The sequence below is a fragment of the Formosa haliotis genome, assembly GCF_001685485.1.
Taxonomy (GTDB): domain Bacteria; phylum Bacteroidota; class Bacteroidia; order Flavobacteriales; family Flavobacteriaceae; genus Formosa; species Formosa haliotis.
In genome coordinates this window covers 2,647,081-2,669,075 of the sequence record NZ_BDEL01000001.1, presented here as the reverse complement: position 1 = coordinate 2,669,075, position 21,995 = coordinate 2,647,081, and the positions used below count along the sequence as shown (strand labels likewise).

Below are 21,995 nucleotides of genomic sequence, written 5' to 3'. Positions count from 1 at the left end.
CACACTGAAATAACCAACTACACCATAATAATTTTCTTTATATAAAGCATGGAATATTGGAATCTACTTTTGGATTAAATTAATACTTACTTAGTGTAAATGTACTTAATAGACTGTCGTTTAATAGGGGTTTACTATAGATTTGGTTTCAGATTCGCTTTAAGCTTTTAGTTAGCAATAATTCTGAGTTTTGATGAATTAATGTTGTAAGTTGATGGTTTACATATGAAGGATTATTAAAGCTTGTTTAAGTAAAAAAAGCAATATATATTCCTTTTAGCCATTGGTTTGAGTTAAAATATTAAACTTATTTAAAAATCACTCAATTTTTTGGTTGTAATGAGAGATAGGTATCTTTTATTCATTGGTTGAATTTTGATTACTTTTTTATGTTATTTTTTAATAAGTTTTATTTCAAATAAAACAATCGATTGATTTTAATAAGGTCTTTGATATTATTTTGTTAGTATCGTTTATTTGTTTATATAATATTTTTTTATATGTTTGTTAACGCAAACGATTGTTTAAAACTATAAAAATGAAAAAACTAAATGTATTGATCGTCTTTTTTGTCTTAACCGGGCAGATATTAATGGCGCAAAAAACTATTTCAGGTATTGTTAGTGATACCGATGGTATTCCTCTAGCTGGTGCTACAGTTGTTGTTGTGGGTGAAAATAGAGGAGCAGTAGCGGATTTTGATGGTAATTATGAGATTTCAGTGGATTCGAATAAATCGGAGCTGAACTTTAGTTATGTGGGATATATTCCTAAAAAAGTTACAGTGGGTAATCAAGTTAAAGTAGATGTTCTTTTGGAGGTTGATTCAAATACCCTGGACGAGGTTGTTGTTGTTGGTTATGGAACACAGAAAAAATCGGATGTAACTGGAGCAACTGCATCATTGAGTGCTAAGACATTAGAGGAGCGTCCGCAGGTTAATATTCAGCAGGCTATACAAGGGGCTATGCCGGGTGTAAATGTGTCGATTAATTCAAATACAGCTTCTGGTGCTAGTAATAATGTTACTATAAGAGGGAAACGATCTATATCTGGAGGTTCAGATCCATTAATAGTTTTAGATGGGGTGATATTTAATGGAACCTTGTCAGAAGTTAATATAAATGATATTTCGAACATTGAGGTTTTAAAGGATGCTTCTTCTGCGGCTATTTATGGTGCTAGGGGTGCAAATGGTGTTATTCTTTTGACCACTAAAAAAGGGGATAAGGATGGTAAAGCTCAATTGAATTATTCAACTTATTATGGTACAGATATTCATTATGATTTACCTAATATGATGGATGCGGAAACATTTTACAGAAGAAAAGTTGAACGTTTTGGAGAAGATTATTTAACAGAAACGGAAAGAGAGGTTTATGCTAGTGGAGAGGCTGTTGATTATATTGATTTGGCACTAAGAAGCGGCTCTAGGGCAGAACATAATTTGTCTATATCTGGAGGAACGGGGAAAATGAGTTATTTTATTTCGGGTAATTTTCAAGACGTGAAAGGTGTAGCTGTAAATGATGATTTTTCTAGGGTTAATTTTAGAGCAAATTTACAAGTAGAAGTTAATGACTGGCTGCAAGTGGGGACCAATACTTTAGTTGGATTCTCTGATAAAAGTGGTATTTCAGCAAGTTTTTCTGAAGCGTTTCAAATGAATCCATTAACAAAAGCATTTGATGAAGAAGGTAATTATTCTAAATTACCTTGGCCAGAAGATACTGGATTTTCGAATCCTATGGAGAATACATTGTATCAAAATGCTGATAAGTCTAATTCAATAGTAACAAATAATTTTGTGTTAGTTGATTTTCCTTTTATTGAAGGATTATCATATAAATTAAATACAGGTTATACTTTAAGAAATACAAAAGAACAAACATATAGAGGAATAAATACGCAATCGGGTTATGAGGTTGATGGCTATGCAAGTGAAGATGTTGGAGAAACGAAAGATTGGTTGGTTGAAAATGTGTTAAGTTACAAAAGGACATTTGATAAGCATGGTATTTTTCTAACGGCATTATATAGTGCTCAAGAAAGAACGGATGAAAGCATATATGTGAGAGGTACTGGATTTCCAAATGATATTAGAACATATTACCAGTTTAATGATGCCGAAATCTTGGTGTCAAGTGCAGGTTATGGTAAACGTAATAACGTTTCGCAAATGTTGCGTTTAAATTATAATTATGATAGTAAGTATTTATTTACAGCAACAATAAGAAGAGACGGTTATTCTGCTTTTGGTGAAGATGATAAGTATGGTGTTTTTCCATCCGTAGCATTAGGTTGGAATATTTCAAAAGAATCATTTTTGAGAAATAGTATAGTTTTAAATCAACTTAAACTAAGACTTTCTTATGGAGAAAATGGAAATCAAGCAATTAGTCCATATAGAACTTTAGCGGGTTTAATAAAAGCTGATTATATTGATGGCAATGGAAACAATTTAATTGGATACCGTCCAGGGGGGTTAGGTAATAATGATTTAGGTTGGGAAACAACAACTTCATTAAATATCGGTTTAGATTTTGGACTTTTCAATTCAAGAATTAGTGGTTCTGTAGATGCTTATGCCTCAAGAACAACAGATTTGTTATTATCAAAAAGTATCCCTGGAATTAATGGTTCTACATCAATTATTCAAAATATAGGAGAAACAAAAGGTAGTGGACTTGAGATTTCTTTGATAACGAATAACATTACTAACGAAAATTTTAATTGGACGACACGTATGGCATTTACTAGAAATTTAAATGAAATTGTAAATGTTGGACTGCAAAACGATGAAGGTGATTATATTGATGATATAGGTAGTAAATGGTTTATCGGTCAGCCAATCGATGTTAATTACGGATATGTTGTTGATGGTGTGTGGCAATTGGATGAAGTAGATGATGTTGATTTAGGTGATTGGGCAGCTGGTCAAGCGGGAGATGTGAAATACAAAGATATAAATGGAGATGGAAAGATTAATGAGTTAGATAGAACTATTATTGGAAGTCTTCAGCCAGATTTCAATATTGGTCTTACTAACAATTTATCTTATAAAAACTTTTCATTAGACTTCTTTATTTATTGGGTAAAGGGGGTTACAAAGCGTAATAGTTTAATAACGACAAACGATTTTAACCTTAGAAGAAAAGTATATGATGTTAATTATTGGTCACCTACAAATCCAACTAATGATTTTCCTGAAAATGCAGATCGTTCTACCAACCCGCTTTCTGGAGGTTGGTATGAAGATGCTAGTTTCTTAAGGTTAAGAGATATAACATTTGGATATAAATTACCACAAGATGTTATAGGTAAAATGGGAATAAATAATCTTGAATTTTTCTTAAACGGAAAAAACCTTTTTACTGTTACTAAATGGAATGGTCTTGATCCGGAGTCAGATAGTCAAACAGATAGACCTTTTGCTAGAACATACCTTTTTGGAATAAGATTAGGTCTTTAATAAAATAAAATTTGAATTATGAAAAATATAAAAATAATAATTGTACTTTTTTTAGGACTTGTAACATTGTTTGCGGGTTGTAGTGATAATTTTTTAGAGGAAGATCCTAAAGATACTTTATTTGGAAACACTTTGTTTGTAAATAGAGATGGTATGCAACAAGGTCTAAATGCTGTTTATAACTTGGTAAGGCAAGAACGAACACAAAGAGGATCAGATTCTCATGAGGCTTCCTTAATGTGGAAAACAGGGACGGATGTAGCCTGGGGGAATTATTCGTATTCTAGTTTAAGAGCAATTGATATTTATGGTGCAAATTTAAATGCAGCGGATGTTACAATGAATTCTATTTTTAATTGGTTGTATGATGTTGTTAACGGGGCCAATACTTTGATTTCTAGAGCAAATTCAGGAGATATAGATTGGCAAGGAAGTGATGAAATTGAGGATTTAGAAAACAAAAACTTAATTATAGCACAAGCACGATTGTTAAGAGCTTGGGCTTATAGACATCTTACAAATACTTGGGGAGACGTTCCATTAAGTTTAGAAGAAATAGATGGTGATACATTCAGGACATATTGGGAAAGAACACCTGTTGATGAAATTAGAATTACAATGGAAGCGGATTTGCTTTTCGCAGAAGAATATTTGCCAGATGATTATAGTAATCCGTTGATACTGAGTAGTGCAGTTGCTCAGCATTATTTAGCAGAATTGTACTTAACAATGGGAGGTCTAGATAACAATATTAAGGCCGAACAAAAAGCAGAAGCAGTAATTAATAATCCTAATTTTAGATTAATTACAGAAAGATATGGTGAAAATATTAAGGAGCCAGGTGTTCCTTTTATGGACCAATTTGGTGAAAAAAATGCTTTACCTTCAGAAGGGAATACAGAAACACTATGGACATTCTTAAATGCAGCCGATTTAACCGGAACAGCAGAAATTGCAATGCGTAGAACATGGGTAAATAGGTTTTATAACCTTACTACAGACGATAAATGGGCTTTTAGTCAATATGGAGGTCGAGGGTTAGGTAGAGCTATGCATACATTATATGTAGAAAACCTGTATGAAGATCAAGATGATCGATATAGTGAGTATGCGTACAGTAAATATTATTTGAAAGAAGAAGGAGGAGACACGGTTTATACAAAAGTTCCAACTTACGAAAAATGGGAAGGTAACGATCGATACTGGCCTGGAACAAAAAAATGGGATTCTTATCCTGATCTGGAGAGAGTTGATAATTCTGGTCAATATAATAATATGCCATATTTAAGATTAGCAGAAACTTATCTTTTACTAGCAGAAGCTGAGTTTAATTTGGGTAAATTAGATGAAGCAGCACAACATATTAATGCGGTTAGAGTACGTTCACATGCAACACCAATTGCAGGGACGGATGTTACTATAGAATATATTTTAGATGAAAGGGCTAGAGAATTATTTTCGGAAGAACATAGAAGATATACATTAAATAGATTTGGCTTATTGGTAAGTAGAACGAAGAAGTATAATAAGTTCTCAGAAATTGAAGATAAAAATATTCTTTATCCATTACCGCAAAACTTTATTGATTCCAATGAAGGACCCACTGAGCAGAATCCAGGTTGGTAACTAATTTTACTAAAAATAAAATTTCCCTTGGTTAAAACAAATCAACTAGGGGATATTAAAATGAAGCATTCTTTATTTTAGGAGGCATGAATTTGCCACATATTAATTGATATAATTTAGAGTTTTAATGAATACATTATCCAAGATATTATTAAGTAGTCTTCTGATTTGTTTAATCACTATTAAAGTTCAAGGGCAGGTGGTAAGAACTAGTCAAACTATCAACGAAGGGTGGTCTTTTTTGAATGAAGGGATTGCGTTTGGACAAAATGAATTATTAGTGGAGGACGAAAGTTGGGAGAAAGTAAATGTGCCACATACGTGGAACGCCGAAGACCCTTTCGATGCCAAAAAAAGTTATAGAAGAGGTGTCTCTTGGTATAGGAAAATAATTAATGTCAGTATAAAAAACAGGGATTCTAAAAAAATATATCTTCACTTTGAAGGTGTAAATCAAGTCGCTGATGTTTTTGTAAATGGGATTCATGTAGGAAAGCATAAAGGTGGCTATACAGCTTTTACATTCGATATAACTAAAGCCTTGAACTCCAGTGAAGAGCAATTGGTAGCCATTATGGTAAATAATGCGCACGATTCTTATATAGCTCCATTATCCGTAGGGTTTGCGCTTTACGGAGGGATTTATAGAGATGTGTGGCTAATTGAGACGGGAGAAGTGCATTTCGATATGGATAACTATGGGTCTAAAGGTGTTTTTATTACAACTCCAGAAGTAGGAACGGCGTACGCTAAAGTTATTGTTAATGGTACTGTTGTAAATGAAGAAATAACCTCACAAAATATAGAAGTTAAATCTATTATCTATGATGCAGCCAACAAAGAAGTCAAAAAAGTTTCGACTACGGTTGAGTTAGAGCCGGGACAAAAATCTACTTATAAGCATGAGATTTTAGTTGATAATCCAAATTTATGGAGTCCAGATTCACCGTATTTATATTCGGTTAAATCCGTCGTTTCTGAACAAGGAATAATAGTAGATGAAATAGAAAATCCTTTAGGATTAAGGTGGTTTTCTTTTGAGCCAAACAAAGGTTTTTTTCTTAATGGGAAGCACATGAAATTACGTGGAACTAATAGGCATCAAGACAAAAGAGGGAAAGGATCTGCGCTTTCAAATGCAGAGCATCGAAGAGATATGCAATTAATTAAAGATATGGGCTGTAACTTTATTAGAATTGCTCATTATCCACAAGACCCTGAAATCTTAAAAGCGGCAGATGAATTAGGTCTTTTAGCTTGGGAAGAAGTCCCTTTAGTTAATTACATGACCATTCATCCTGAATTTTTGGAGAATTCGAAGCATATGTTAAAAGAAATGATTCGTCAGCATTATAACCATCCATCGGTAGTGGTTTGGGGTTCCATGAACGAAATATTTCTTTGGGGTAATAATGAAGCTCGGATTTCTAAACAAGATGATCCAATCTATACCAACAAGGTTGCTGAATATGCCAAAATGTTAGATGCTACTATTCGTGAAGAAGATCCGGCAAGATATACGACGCTTGCCATGCATATGGGTAGCGATTATGATGAAGTAGGTATCGAGGATGTTCCACAAGTTGCTTCCTATAATGTTTACAGTGGTTGGTATGGCGGCAAGTTTGCAGATTTTGGAAACGCGATGGATAGGAAACATGAGGGCAAACCGGATCAAGTTATTTTTATAAGTGAGTACGGAGCCGGATCTGATAGTCGTTTAAATTCAGATCGTCCGGAACGATTTGATTTTACTGGGCAATACCAACGTATGTTTTGTGAATCTTATTTGGAACAGATTGAAGATAGAGATTATATATCAGGATCAGCAATTTGGAACCAATTTGATTTTTCACAACCCCATGTTGGGGGTTCAATGCCGCATCTAAATCAAAAAGGGATGGCAACATGGGACCGTAAACCAAAAGACGTTTATTATCTATTTCAAGCTAATTGGTCAGCAAAGCCAATGCTACACATAGCAGAGAAGAACTGGGCAGTACGTGCCATAACATCAGATTTTAAAGAATATACAATTACAATTTACTCCAATTTGCCTAAAGTTACGCTTTATGCTAATGGAAAGAAGATAGGTAGCAAAAATGTAGGCAGCCTGCATAAAGTGGAATTTAATGTGGTTTTACATAAAGATCAAAACTATTTAAAAGCAGTCGGTTCTGCAAAAGGGGAAATTATTGAAGATACAGTATCTATTGAAATGCAAAAGCAGGGAGATCAACAAAAACCAGATATGTTTATCAATGTAGGTTCAAATGCGCAATATTATGATGATGTTTCCAATATTGCTTGGTTAGAAGACAGTCCCTTTAATGGATTGTATGGGTATATTGGAGGCAAAGAAACTTTGCTTAATAGAAAAAATATCCTACGAAGCGGTAGACATGATCCGTTGTTCTATTCATTGCTTGAAGGTTTGAAATCCTATAAAATAAAAACAAAAAATGGTGCGTATAGGTTGACCTTACATTTTATGGAATCTGAAGAACTAAAAGCCGGTGATAGAGTTTTTGATGTAATTGTAAACGGTAAGAAAATAATAGCGGCTCTAGATTTGGTAGAAGAGGCGGGTTTTTGTTATGGAATAGACAAAACATTTGATATTGATGTAAACGATAATGAAATACTAATTGAGTTTGTATCGCTTTCAGGAAAAACCACTTTAAGCGGACTAGAGCTTATAAAATTAAATTAAAATATAGCTAGAGCTATAAACTTATTGGTATCACTACTTTTTAATCCAACTATTAACTTTTATAACACTTTATTATGAAAAAAAAATACATTTTAAAATTGAAAACGGCTTTAGCATTACTTGTTTTAGTGGGGTTACATCAGCGTGTTATGGCTCAAACCATGGCCACTATCAATATTTCTGAGGACACCTATGTCCAAGGCTCTTCTGTTGGCACCAATTACGGTGCTGATGTTGAGGCTAGGGTGAGAGATACTGCAACCAGTGCTCCGAGGATAACCTATTATAAATTTCCTGTAATTTCAGGTTTGCCAAGTTCGGTTACAAGCGCGACCTTAAAGTTTCATACCTATTTGCCTTCAAGCACAGGAACTACAGAAATTCTGCAAATACATAAGTTAACAAATGCTTGGAGTGAAAGCGTAGTTACTTATGATACAAAACCAGATACCGGTGCTTTTATTTCAGAATTGACAATAAATTCTGTTCCAGTTACTTCTCCGAATGATTATTCCAATTCATATATGGTTGATGTTACGGCTTATTTTAATCAGGTTTTAGCAGCTAGTGGTACCGATATTTCCTTTGCCATTAAAGCAAAAAATATAGATGAGGGCGGTAATGAAAAGTTAGTGCGATTGGCAACCAAGGAGGCTGGTGGTGCGGTGGCGGCTACCATTACAATTAATTATATATTGGGAGTGGATGATATTAAAAAGACTGAATTGCCATTGGTTATATATCCTAACCCAACAAAATCATCATTTATTTTAAACAGAACATTTAAGTCAGCAGATATGTTGGATGTGTCTATATTTAATATTTTGGGAGTTAGAGTTTCAAGTTTTAAAGAAATTGTACAGCCAGGGGTTTGGAATAAGGAACTTAATGTGCAAGATTTTAAGATGGGAAGTGGTATTTACATGGTGAAATTAACATCTCAATCTAATGGTTCGGCAGTGTCTAAATTAGTGATAGAGTAATTAAGTAAATGAGTAAGGCCCATTTGTAGAAGGGCTTTTATAAAGTAAAAAAGGAAAAAGTACATCCGGATTTTTAAAATGAGCTGCATACAGTGCTTAATCATTTAGAAAATAAAAGTATTTTAACGATAATACACCCATAATTCATATTTAATACCAAATGACTAAATATATCAAATACCTGTTCGTAATCACATTATTTTTAGCGTATAGCTGTAGTGATTCAGATTCTGTCATCGAATCTGAAACGGAAGTGACAGAAGAAGAAATACCCGATACGGAAACTCCCGATGGCGAAGTTCCTTCAAGTGAAATACAAGTTGATTTTGATACAAACTTGGGTGAGATAATGAATTTATCTGCATACAACGGTAGTTCAACAACGAGTGCTATTCCTGCTGTAGCATCAGAGACATGGCTTAAGCAATTTGATACAAAAACCACTAGGGTTTGGGTTCAATTGCGTTTTGTTTATAATAACGGAAATATAAATTATAATTATAAATATAGTGGTAGTAATGTGCCAGTTGAAGAAGCGTTGGCATTTTATTCAAAAACTTCCGATTCACTTTTGGTGGCATTAAGTGGTCATACCAGTTCTTCTTCATATAACATGCCAGAGGGTGATGATTATGTTAATTTAGTGAAAGAAACAGTGCTTCATTATAAAAGAAAGTTTCCAAAAATTAAATACATCCAAGTAAGCAATGAGCCAGATTTGAATAAAGAAACCATGGTAACGTATTATCCCGTTTATAAATATTATTATAAGGGGCTTAATTCTGCAAATGCTATTTTGAAAAAAGAGGCTGAAGATGCAGGGAAAAACTATAGCCCTATTTTGATCAGTAACGGTGCTTTTACAAGTAATGTTCCAAATATGTTAGACTATGCAGAGACTTTCTTGGATGCTTACGTAGCAGATAGCGATATTACCAAAAGACTAGATTTTTTCTCTTTTAATAATTATGCAGAGGCAGATCGCCCTAAAGAAGTATTAACGGCTAAAGAACGTATTGATAATTTAATGCAGTCTAAAGGTTTGCCTAAAATCCCTGTTTTTATTAGTGAGTTTGGAGCTGTTGGCGGGTCTTCTTTGCCTAGTGGATTGACTTTGGCAGAAACCGTTACCTTATGGCCGGCATCGCAATTAACCAAGGCGTATTATTTTTATGAAGGTGGTATTGACGCTATGTTCAATTGGGTTATAAGCCATTCTAGTTTGGTGCAAAAGTCTCAACTATTAGATTTAGAAAATGCCACGGCATCTCCTTATGGCAATATGTTGGTACTTTCTAAAATGTTTGCTGATTATGGCACTAGAATTAAGGCGGAGTCTGATTTAATCAATGATAAAGGCTTAGGTGTTCATGTTTTAGCAGCAAAGAAAATGGATAAAGGTATGACTGTTTTGGTTTGGAATTATAATTGGCGTTATCAGAAAGCAGATCAAGATGTGACTGTTACTATCAAAAATATCCCTGTGTCTCAATTTGGAGAAAACTTAAATGCAAAAGTATATATGATAGATTCTAAAAATAATAATTATTATATCAATAAAAGTCAAACTAGTTTAGAAACTAGCTTTGAACTGAGTAAGAAAAAAGCTTCTTTTATGCAAATTCCTTTGAAATTGGAGCGAAGTTCAGTAGCTCTTATTGTGATTAATAAATAAAAGAATATAAAAGCGGAAACGCATCTAATAAATTAAAGTATATGAAAAAATCTGTATTTGACATTTCAGAAAAAGTATCTGTAGTTACAGGAGGAGGGGGTGTACTCGGAGGAAGTATTGCCAAAAGTTTAATTGAAGCAGGTTCAAAAGTAGTTGTTTTAGATATTCGTAAAGAGAATGTCATGAATAGAGTTGAAGAACTTAAAAAAATGGGAGGTGAAGCTATTGGTTTTGTATCTAATGTTTTAGATGTAGAAGAAATGAAGCTTACTAGGGATAAAATTCTGGACAAATGGGGAAGCATTAATATTTTGATCAATGCGGCAGGCGGTAATTTACCGGGAGCTACGCTAACAGAAGAACAAACGGTTTTTGATATGAAAATTGAAGATTTTGAAAAAGTAACCCAATTAAATATGAATGGTACGGTATATCCGTGTTTGGTTTTTGGTGAAGCTATGGCAAAACAAGGGAGTGGTAGTATTGTAAATGTATCTTCTATGGCAACACTCTCAGCTATTTCACGAGTGCCAGGTTATTCTGTAGCAAAAAGTGGTATTGATATTTTTACCAAATGGATGTCTATGGAATTGGGAACAAAGTTTGGAGAAAAAGTTCGAGTTAATGCTATCGCTCCAGGTTTTTTTATTGGTGATCAAAACCGTAAAGTATTGATTAATGATGATGGTTCTTATACTGAAAGAAGTAAAAAAGTAATTGCTAGAACTACCATGGGGAGATTTGGAGATATTACAGAGCTTAACGGAATTGTTCAGTTTTTATGTTCAGATGCTGCAAGTTTTATAACAGGGACTATCATTCCTGTAGATGGTGGGTTTAGTTCGTTTTCAGGTGTTTAAAAAATAAAAGATGAAGCTTATAAAAACACTCAGATGGTTTGGTGACAAAGATGCCATTAGCTTGTCCGATATCCGTCAAACAGGAGCAACAGGCATCGTTACAGCGTTGCATCATATTCCTAATGGTGAGGTGTGGTCTGTGAAAGAAATTCTAAAAACCAAACACAACATTGAATCTCATGGTCTTACTTGGGAAGTTGTTGAAAGCTTACCAGTAACTGAAGAGATAAAAAAAGCAACGCCTTTAAGGGATTTACATATTGCTAATTACAAAGAAAGTGTAAAGAATTTGGGTAAATGTGGTATAAAAACCATCTGTTATAATTTTATGCCCGTGCTGGATTGGGCGAGAACAGACCTTCATTTTACACTGGAAAACGGAGGCGAAGCCATGTATTTCAGTGCTAACAAATTCGCGGCTTTTGATTTGTTTATTTTAAAAAGACCAAATGCAGCGCAGAGCTATACTGAAACTCAAATAAAGGAAGCCAAAGAAATTTTTGAAGGCTTGTCTGATGAAGAAAAAGAGGCGTTAGGATACAACATTATTGTAAAAACGCAATCGTTTATTGATGGAACGGTTAACGAAGGAGAAAAAAACTATTTGAATATATTCAACAAATTATTGGCTGAATATGATCACGTCGATAAAAATAAACTAAGGGAAAACTTTTCATATTTTTTAAATGAAGTGATTCCTGTGGCAGAACAAGCAGGTGTGAATTTAGCAGTGCATCCAGACGATCCCCCTTTTCCTTTACTTGGATTGCCCAGAATAGTTAGTAGCGGTGAAGATTTTGAATGGCTGAGTCAAACTTGCCCATCTTTAAATAACGGCATTACCTTTTGTTCAGGATCTTTGGGAGCAAAAACAACAAATGATTTAGCCAATATATTTAGAAATTATGCCAATAGGGTTCATTTTATTCATCTTAGAAGTACTAAAGTGATGGAAAATGGAGATTTTTTTGAAACCGATCATTTAGATGAATATGTGGATATGACAGGTTTGATGACCGAGATTGTGAAAGAACAAATACGCAGAAAAGATGAAGGAAGATTGGATTTCAATTTACCATTGCGGCCAGATCATGGACATAAAATATTAGATGACTTTAATAGGCAATCAAACCCTGGTTACCCGCTCCTTGGCCGATTAAAAGGTTTGGCAGAAATGGCAGGACTTGAGGCAGGCATAAAGTACGGTATCCTTAAAGAGAATGATTAGTATGTTGAGGAAATATTAGTTAGTTTGTTTGTTGTTTATCTCAAGTTTGTTATAACGGCAAGCTTGAGGTTTTTTATAAGTTAAGCAATGATGCTAATGGAATGTCTATTTTAGTCAGTACGAATTTATGTGATAAACTTAAATTTGTCATATAACTATAAAGAAATAAGATCAGGAAATAAAACAAAGTATAAAAGAAATATATTACTCTTTTGATTGTATTTAAATGAGTTTAAGAATTCAAAAAATAATAGAAAAATAGCACTAAATTTATTAGGTCGTTCATAGCTGTTTTTCTCTAAGGTGATGTGTAATTAATCACAACAATCCTTAATAGTTATACAGAATTAAATATTCTTCTACTATTTTCATTATAAATCTTAACTAAGTTGCTAGCAGACTTATCAAATTAGTAGAATTGGTATTAGATACTATAAATATTGAATCTCTCATTGGTCGAGAGAATAAGAGTATTATGCGGTTTTGGTTAAAGTAAAACAAACGTTTGTGTAATATATGAGTTTGATTTTTTAAAAATATTTGAATTAATTGTTTTTGAGTTAATTGTAAATTTCTTACTGTTGTTAATTCACGGCTGCGATAAATTTTAGTTGAGATTATTTTATTCAAAAGGAGTTAACATTTATTTTAAGTAAGAGGAATAAAAGCTATTCGTTTTACCAAAATACAAATTTAATAGGTGTTATTCCAAATAGGTTTGTGTTCTAGTTGTGGATTCTCTTATTATAAGTTTAGGTTTGACATATATTTTTTTATGCAACTTCTTATCTGCTTTTTTCTTATTTTCTATGCTTTCTAATAAAATAGATGCTGCATTTGAGCCGATGTCTTGAGGGTGCTGTTCGACAGAACTCAATGTTGGTTGTGTAATTTCTGAAAAAGTATCGTTAGAATAACCCATTACTCCTACGGTCTTAGGGACTTCAATATTCATTTTATTTAATGTTTGTAATACGCCTAAAGCAATGTTGTCTCCTGTGCAAAAAATGGCATCTGGAGTATTGCTTTCATTAAAAATGTTTTGAGTAATAGCTTGTGCTTCTAATTTATTTTTGACGCCATCAAATATCCAATCTTCATTTTTTTTTAATTTACATAATTTAAGTGCATCCAGATAGCCTTGCATTCTATTCTTATAAACGTAAATATGAGTAGGCCCGCTTAATATTGCTATTTTTTTATATCCTTGACTATATAGGTGTGATATCGCAGCTATAGTTGATTTGTAGTCGTCATTAACTACAGAATCGACATCCAATAGATCAGAGGTTCTGTCAAACAAGACTAAGGGAATATCTTTGTCTATAACTGTTTGTAAGTGATCGGTGTTAGTTGTTTCATTTGATAATGATATCATAATACCTGAAACTTGACTATCTAATAAGGATTTAATGTTTCGCACTTCGTTTTCGTAGTTTTCATTTGATTGACAAATAATAAGATTATAGCCAGCAGGTTGAGTTATTTTTTCAATACCGAAGATGCAATTTGACATAAAGGTGCTGTTTATTTTAGGTAGAATCACACCAATTGAGTTTAATTTACCGTTACGCAAACTTGCCGCAATATTATTTGGGGTGTAATTTAACTTTTCGGCAGCTTTTTTAACCTTTAGTTTAGTTTTTTTACTAATACTATGGTGGTCTGTTAATGCCCGTGATACAGTGGATGTTGAGACGTTAAGGTAATTTGCAACGTCTTTAATTGTAATTTTTTCATCTTTCATAATTGGGTGCAAGATAATCTAAATATTTTTTTGTTTTAACAAAAATCTAAACAATCGATTGTTTTAATGGTATATTTGTTATATTTGAAATGTAAAATTAAATTAAATGTGATTTAGTAATAAAAAGGGTTTGTTAATATTGGGGTAGGAGTAGTCTAATATTAAAGAAAATTAGCCTTTAAACCTTGTCTGAATTTTCTCTTGTTAAGGGAAGAATCGGTGAGTTTTATTAAAGAGTATTAAGTTTAAGATAATTCTAACAATAAAAAATAATATAATGCAAACTCCAATTTTTATAAACGATAACTTTATTTTAGAAACCAAAACGGCTCAAAAACTTTATCATGATTATGTGTCACATCTCCCAATAATAGATTATCACAATCACTTAAATTCAAAAGATATTGCTTCTGATAAGATATATAGTTCAATTTCAGAATGTTGGCTATATGGGGATCATTATAAATGGCGTGCTATGCGTGCAAATGCTATTCCAGAAAAATATATTACAGGTAATGCCTCGGATGAGCTTCGATTTATGAAATGGGCGGAAACAGTGCCCTATACTATGTGTAATCCTTTATATCATTGGACACATTTAGAGTTGAAACGATATTTTGGGATAGATGAGTTGTTAACTTCTGATAATGGTAAAAAAATATTCAATGAAATAAATGATAAAATAAGTAGTAAAGACTTTTCTGTACAGAAATTAATTCAAAAAATGAATATTGAAGTTATCTGTACTACAGATGAACCAACAGATTCATTAGAATTTCATGAACAATTAATTGGTAATTCTTTTTGCAAGATTCTACCTACATTTCGTCCTGATAAATTTTTGAATATTGTTAATGATGAATATTTAATTTCAATTAAAACTTTAGAGGAAGTGTCAAATATCGTCATCAATGATTTCAAATCACTTGTTGATGCATTGGAAAATCGAATTGACTTTTTTGATAATATGGGAGGTCGATTATCAGATCATGGATTAGAGCAATTATATAATTTAGAATTTACAGAATCTGAAATTGAGCTTATTTTTAAAAGGCGATTATCTAATAAATTAATTAATCTAGAGGACTCTCAAAAATTTCAAATGGCATTACTTTTTGCCTTAGGAAGAAAATATGCTGAGAAAAATTGGACAATGCAATTACACTTAGGGGCTCAGCGTGACAATAACAAACGTCTAGTTGATTTAATTGGAAATGATGTAGGTTGTGATTCCATTGGTGATTTTAGACAAGCTGAAGGGCTTTCATATTTCCTAAATAGATTGGATTATGAAAATATTTTGCCAAAAACAGTTTTATATAATTTAAATCCATCTGACAATGAGGTTTTTGCAACTATGGCAGGGAATTTTAATGATAGTAGTATTGCAGGTAAAGTACAATGGGGGTCTGCATGGTGGTTTTTAGATCAAAAGGATGGGATGGAAAAGCAGATTAATACCCTTTCTAATATGGGGTTGGTAAGTAAATTTGTTGGTATGTTAACAGACTCAAGAAGTTTTATGTCTTTTCCAAGGCATGAATATTTTAGAAGAATACTTTGTAATATTTTAGGTTCACAAATAGAAAAGGGGCAATTGCCAAATGATATAGAGTGGGTTGGGAATATGGCTTCAGATATAAGCTACAACAATGCAAAAAAATATTTCAATTTTTAATTTAAACTCAGACTATATAAAATTATGACTAATTCAAATCAGAAAATTGGAAATTACCGTTATAGGATTTTAGGACTTCTAATGTTCGCTACAACAATTAATTATTTTGATAGGAGTATTATTGGGATTTTGGCTCCAACTCTTGAAAAAATGTTTGGTTGGACTAATAGTAATTATGCAAACATTATGATATCCTTTAAAGTTGCTTATGCAATAGGGATGCTTTCTATGGGAGGGTTGATTGATAGATTGGGTACTAAAAAGGGATATACATTGTCAATAGCGATTTGGAGTATATTTGGGATGCTTCATGCTCTAGTTCGTCCAGGGTTTAGTGTTGTTGGTTTTGCGATAGCTCGTTTCGGTTTAGGATTTGGAGAGTCAGGAAATTTTCCTGCAGCGATAAAAACCACGGCGGAATGGTTTCCTAAAAAGGATCGTGCTTTCGCAACAGGGTTATTTAATGCTGCGACTAGTATTGGTGCTATATCAGCTCCTTTTGTAATAGGTTGGATTGTTCATGAAGACGGTACGAATTGGCAAATTCCTTTCTTAATAACGGGGGTGCTTAGTGCAATATGGGTGTTTCTATGGTTACGTATGTACAAGAAACCTGAGAAACATCCTAAAGTTTCGAAAGAAGAATTGGCTTATATTTTAAGTGACTCTACTGCTGAGAATGATGATAAATTACCATGGAAAAATGTGCTAGGTAAACCTCAGACTTGGGCTTTTTCATTAGCGAAACTTACCGATGCTGTATGGTGGTTTTTCCTTTTCTGGGGTGCTAAGTTTTTGTCAGACACATTCAACGTTAATATTCATAATATAGCACTTCCATTCTTTGTAATTTATATTATGGCTGATGTCGGTAGTATTTTTGGTGGTTACCTTTCGGGAGTATTTATTAGAAAAGGCTGGTCCGTGAATAAAGCTAGGAAAATTACTTTACTTATATGTGCTTTAATTGTACTTCCTGTGAGTTACGTTGCTATAACAGATAATAAATGGTTAGCCGTTTTTCTAATGGGATTAGCTGCTGCAGGACATCAAGCTTGGTCTGCAAACATTTTTACTTTGGTTTCAGATGTGTTCCCCAAAAAAGCAACAGCTTCGGTAGTTGGTATAGGTGGTATGTCAGGTGCTGTAGCAGGTATTGTTGCTGATGCAGCTTTAGGTTCTGTTCTAGATCAGTCAGGAAATCAAGGTTATTTTTGGGCTTTTTTAATTGTAGGTTCTTGTTACATTGTTATTCTTGGATTGGTACATTTATTAATGCCTTCGATGACTCCTCTAGATGAAAATTTAAATACTATTGCGAATTAATTTTTTGAATTTAGGAATAGGTTAAAAACAAATAGAGATATATTAATAAATACTAAATATTTTTCAAATGAAATTTAAATCGTTTTCATACATTTTTTTAACATACATTTTTTTTATTGCATGCCTAAATCAGGGATTTGCACAAGATGTCAATGTAAATCTTGCGTTAGGAATGAAAGTTCAAGCTACTTCAGAATATGATGAGTATCCTGCAAGCAATATTGTAGATGACAAAATTACCAGAGAGTCTAAATGGATGAGTGCCACCAATAAAGCGCCTCACATTGTGGAAATTGATTTTGAAAAATACTGCAACATTTCTGAAATAAGATTTCATAGTGGTATCCCTGATGATGAAAGAACAGCTATGGAAAAAAATCAAGCTAGTGGTTTTTGGTCCGTCAAAAATTTTAAGATACAATATTGGGATGATGCCAATTGGACTGACTTTCCAAAAGCGTCCGTTTTGGAAAACAGGCTAACAACGGTTTATTTTAAGTTTGAAAACCCTATTAGTACCTTTAAAATCCGAATGGTTGCTGATGATGGTGAAAAAATAAGCGTTATGGAAATAGAGGTTTTTGGAACGGTAGCCATCGATATGCCTGAGCCACCATCTTTTGAATCCAATATTGTAAAGCAAGTTGAAATTACTGAAGACCAAAATGCTTCCCTTAAAGTAACCAATAATGTAGTTGGGAAAACCTTTAAGTATGTGGGGTATAACCAAGGTTATTTTTTGCCAGGCTATAATGTGTCCGGTTGGTTGGAATATGCCAATGTAAATAGTATTCGAATTTGGCCTAACCTCAATAATTATGCCCCTGAAAGTGCAGTACAAGTAGATTCAAGTATTAAATCCGTTGAGGAGTTTGATAAACGTAAGGCAGATTTAAGGTCAAATCCAGAGGCTAGTAAATACATAAAGTGGAATGAATTAAAACCTATTTATACGTCTATTGATTATTCTTCGAACAACATCATGGAACTTGATTATGCAATTAGAGAATCCAAACGATTGGGAATTGAACCCATTTTACAAATCAATTCACGTGATTTTGATGGCACTTGGAGCAACAAATGGAAACAATGGCAGCGTTATTATTCACTGGCCTACCATGTTGCTAAAACGGCTGATGCGGCTATGTTCGCCATGCAAAACGAACCCAACCATAGGCATTCAGGTCCTATGGAATTGAATCAATGGATTGAGGGTATGCAAATCGTTTCCGATGCCGTACATGCAGCTATTGAAGATGTCAATAAAAAATACAGCAAAAATTTAAAAGCAAAATTTGTAGGGCCAGTTACCGCGGGGCAAAATACCGATTGGTGGGCAACTATTGCAAAAAATATACGCACAGATTATCATGGCAATACGTTAGACCACGATTTGATTGATGTGTTTTCAACGCACTCCTATAATTCCCCTGCAGCAGGGTATTCTACAAGAGTGGATAATATCCGTAAAATATTAGTGGAAAACCATCCTGAAAAAAAGGCCATTCCAATTGTGTTTACCGAAATAGGACGTTGGATGAATGCATATTTAATAGATAAAGAAGAGACCATGGATTCGCCTTCGTTGTTCACAGAATGGGCTGGGATTTATGCGAATAATATGAAAAATGGAGCCTATGGGATGTGGGCATTTAAATTAGTGACCAATACCAGTAATTCGTATTCTAGAGGCATCAAGTCAGGTCATCATTACACATGGCAGGGAACCCGTTTTGTAGAAGACGCCCATCAAAATCAGGCAAAAAACGCAACAGTGAGTGCATCTTTCAATGGTTCAAAAGCAGGTTTAATTACCGATGGTGATAAAACCGATGATTCTTCGTGGATATCTAATGAAGACAGCAAAGAAAAATGGTTGGAAATAGATTTAGGAAAGACTCAAGAATTAGGAAGTGCTTTAGTTTATAATGGTTCCGAAAGTGGTGTATTTACAGCACCAGACCGCATAAGGAATTTTAGATTGCAATATTGGACGGGTTCAAACTGGGAAAACATTCCAGAGGCAGAACAAAAAGATAATAAATATGCACAGGTTTATCTTCCTTTTAAAAAATCCATAAAAACATCAAAAATCAGATTTGTTTCAGAAGATGAAGGCGCATTAAAAGTCCGCGAAATCAAATTATTCGATAAAAATGCTTTGCCAAGCGATGTGCCAAATTATAATATTTCGGGCATACAACGCACCGGGGAAGTGGTGAGACTTTTTGCCAAAGGCTTTAAAGATGAACGGGACTTATTGCAAGTGGACCGTTCAAATGTTGATAATGGGTTGGATACTTATGTGTCTTTAGATGAAAAAACAGATACTTATTATATGTGGTTAGTGCAGCGTGGTCATTTTGCTTATCATTTGGATGTGGATGTCTCAAACTTGGATTTAAACCCAGGGGCACCTATCATTGGTGAAACCGTGGATGCTAAAACTTATGGTGAAGTTTCTACATTAAAACAACTTCCTAAGGATAAAAAAATTAAAATGACCTTGCCGCCGCAAAGTGTCACATTGCTGAGCATTCCCAAAGGAAATTTAACTAAAGAAATACACCCTGTAGTTTCAGATGCTTATGTGTCCGCTGGTGCTAATAGCACAAAAAAATACGGTAACAAAAAAGAATTATTGGTGAGTTTAAATGCTGAAAATATTGATGAAAACAAGGTTGGTTATTTAAGTTTTAATACGCCAAAGGATAAAACCAAAATTAAAAAAGCGTTGTTGCATGTTACGGGAAAAGTAGATATGGGAGATAGACCTTTTAGGTTACATGTCTATGCCATTCCTTCAGAAAAAATAAATGAAAAAAAGCTGACTTGGAAACATGCACCACAATTGAATGCTAAAGAAGCTTTGGTGGAAAACGTTGGAAATCCTGTAAAAGTAGCAGGTGAACTTGCATTTTCTACTGAAGAAAAGAGCCATTACTTGGATGTGACGGATATTATTTCAAAAAACAATTCGGAAGCTGTCACTTTTGTTTTGGTTCGAGAAACCCGCCAATTGGGTGATGATGAGGATAAAGGGCGGACTGTAATCATAAAATCAAAAGAATCAGATATTAAACCAAACCTTGAGGTTTGGAGCCAAAAATAAATTTCAATAAAAATTAAACTAAAAAATGAAGACACACATCGTATCTAAACTATTGCTTATAGGTTTCATCACATTGGCAGCATGTAATTCAAAGAAAGAAACCAGTGAAAGCATTTTTTACATTGACACCCAAGAAGCATTTGATAAATATTCGGGAACTGAATTTCCTGAGGGTTCTAAAGTTTTGTTCGCTGTAGGAACCGCATTTGAAGGGCAGTTTATCGTAAAAGGTAGTGGTAGTGAAAGCAATCCTAATATATTGACATCGTACGACCCAAAAACCAAAGAAGTGTTTTATGATGCTGCTCAAAAAAAATCAGTTATAAATGGACTGGGTAAAGTAGAAGCACCTCTTTATTTGTATAATGGTCAATATTGGGGTATCAATAATATAGAAGTAACCAACACCGATGGAACATTAAATGACCAAGGAAAATTAAAAGGGATTTTTGTGGTAGCAGAGGATGCTGGAATTATCAACAACATCACGATTAAAAATTGCAATATCCATAACGTGAATGGCCATGTAGGAGGAAAGTGGCATGGAGGTATAAACATACAGGTGTATGGAGATAGCATTAAAACAAAATTTCATAAATTATTGATTGAGGATAATGTGGTAAAAGATGTTGGAGGTGTAGGCATAGGGAATCAATCCAGTTGGAGAAATATTGATACAGAAAACTACTATCCATGGACGGAATTTGTGATTAGAGGAAATTATATCGAGCGAACAGGACGCAATAGTATTATATTGAGAAATGCTATTGACCCATTAATTGAATACAACGTGGCAGCCGCTAGTAGCCGTTATGATACAGGTCATAGCATCGTTAATTTTAATACTGTAAATTGTATTGTGCAATATAACGAAGCTTATGGCAATACGGGAGATGGGGATGAAAATGAACGCGGAGGCTTTGATGCAGATTACAAATCAACAGGAACAATTATTCAATACAACTACAGTCACGATAACAACTGGTTTTGTGGCATTATGCGTAGGGGGATAAATTCAGATATCACCATTCGTTATAACATCAGTCAAAACGAATTATTGGGTTCCTATTTGTACGGGTTTCCAACAGAGTTTGGGTTGAAAGATGTAAAAGTGTATAACAACATCCACTATTTTGGTAAAGGGAAAGGAACGAGAATATTTGTTGAAGGGGGTAAAGTGAGACATCCCATAGAAACAGCATTCAAAAACAATATTTTTTATTTTGAAGATAAAGCAGAGTGGGGTTTTGAGCCTGAAGATTCTTGCGTTTTTGAGAATAACCTTTTTTATAATGTTTCGTCAAAAGGAGATAATGCCGTGGTCTCTAATCCCATGTTTCTTGATCCAGGAAAAGGAGGGACAAATATTGATATGAAAAACCCAAAAAGTCTTGCTGGTTATAGATTAAAGGATGATTCCCCTGCCTTGAAAGCAGGAATTTCAATTGAAAATAATGGTAGAAAAGATTTATTCGGAAATAAATTATCAGATGAACTACCAAACATTGGTGCTTTTGAGAATTAATGATGTTTCAAGAAAATATTATCAACTAAAAAAACTAACTAAAAACTGAC

The 21,995-nt window shown here is 33.7% G+C and carries 12 protein-coding genes; 11 read left to right on the top strand and 1 reads right to left on the bottom strand.

Translation table 11 applies throughout. From position 1 onward, the window contains the following. Positions 1-592 precede the first annotated feature (592 nt). From A9D35_RS11015 to uxuA, 7 genes are all read left to right on the top strand, one after another. Entirely contained in the window at positions 593-3,472 is a 2,880-nt protein-coding gene (locus A9D35_RS11015; protein ID WP_159427055.1) for a SusC/RagA family TonB-linked outer membrane protein, read from the top strand. Positions 3,473-3,490: 18 nt separating this feature from the next. After that, a complete protein-coding gene (locus A9D35_RS11010; RefSeq protein ID WP_066222947.1) occupies positions 3,491-5,098 on the top strand; it encodes a RagB/SusD family nutrient uptake outer membrane protein in 1,608 nt (535 codons plus the stop codon). Between the two features lie 199 nt (positions 5,099-5,297). Beyond that, complete coding sequence (locus A9D35_RS11005; protein WP_066222944.1) at positions 5,298-7,811, top strand: glycoside hydrolase family 2 TIM barrel-domain containing protein; 2,514 nt, start codon at positions 5,298-5,300, stop codon at positions 7,809-7,811. Between the two features lie 74 nt (positions 7,812-7,885). Beyond that, positions 7,886-8,794, top strand: coding sequence for a CBM96 family carbohydrate-binding protein (locus A9D35_RS11000; RefSeq protein ID WP_066222942.1), 909 nt, complete (start codon positions 7,886-7,888; stop codon positions 8,792-8,794). A 253-nt stretch (positions 8,795-9,047) separates the two neighbouring features. Next, positions 9,048-10,469, top strand: coding sequence for a hypothetical protein (locus tag A9D35_RS10995; RefSeq protein WP_141675519.1), 1,422 nt, complete (start codon positions 9,048-9,050; stop codon positions 10,467-10,469). Positions 10,470-10,510: 41 nt separating this feature from the next. Next, on the top strand, positions 10,511-11,329 hold the full coding sequence (locus A9D35_RS10990; protein ID WP_066222937.1) for an SDR family oxidoreductase: 819 nt from the start codon (positions 10,511-10,513) through the stop codon (positions 11,327-11,329). Positions 11,330-11,339: 10 nt separating this feature from the next. Then, positions 11,340-12,557 carry a mannonate dehydratase gene (uxuA, locus tag A9D35_RS10985; protein WP_066222932.1) on the top strand — a complete coding sequence of 406 codons (1,218 nt, stop codon included), beginning with the start codon at positions 11,340-11,342 and terminating at the stop codon, positions 12,555-12,557. A gap of 703 nt (positions 12,558-13,260) precedes the next feature. Here uxuA and A9D35_RS10980 read toward each other — a convergent pair. Next, positions 13,261-14,304 carry a LacI family DNA-binding transcriptional regulator gene (locus A9D35_RS10980; protein ID WP_066222930.1) on the bottom strand — a complete coding sequence of 348 codons (1,044 nt, stop codon included), beginning with the start codon at positions 14,302-14,304 and terminating at the stop codon, positions 13,261-13,263. Between the two features lie 277 nt (positions 14,305-14,581). Here A9D35_RS10980 and uxaC point away from each other — a divergent pair, with 277 nt between their 5' ends. From uxaC to A9D35_RS10960, 4 genes are all read left to right on the top strand, one after another. Next, on the top strand, positions 14,582-15,982 hold the full coding sequence (gene uxaC / locus A9D35_RS10975) for a glucuronate isomerase (protein WP_066222927.1): 1,401 nt from the start codon (positions 14,582-14,584) through the stop codon (positions 15,980-15,982). A gap of 24 nt (positions 15,983-16,006) precedes the next feature. Further along, positions 16,007-17,308 carry an MFS transporter gene (locus A9D35_RS10970; protein ID WP_066222924.1) on the top strand — a complete coding sequence of 434 codons (1,302 nt, stop codon included), beginning with the start codon at positions 16,007-16,009 and terminating at the stop codon, positions 17,306-17,308. Between the two features lie 172 nt (positions 17,309-17,480). Further along, a complete protein-coding gene (locus A9D35_RS10965) occupies positions 17,481-20,420 on the top strand; it encodes a discoidin domain-containing protein (protein WP_159427054.1) in 2,940 nt (979 codons plus the stop codon). A gap of 25 nt (positions 20,421-20,445) precedes the next feature. Beyond that, positions 20,446-21,945, top strand: a complete 1,500-nt coding sequence (locus tag A9D35_RS10960) for a right-handed parallel beta-helix repeat-containing protein (protein ID WP_141675518.1) — start codon at positions 20,446-20,448, stop codon at positions 21,943-21,945. Positions 21,946-21,995 lie beyond the last annotated feature (50 nt).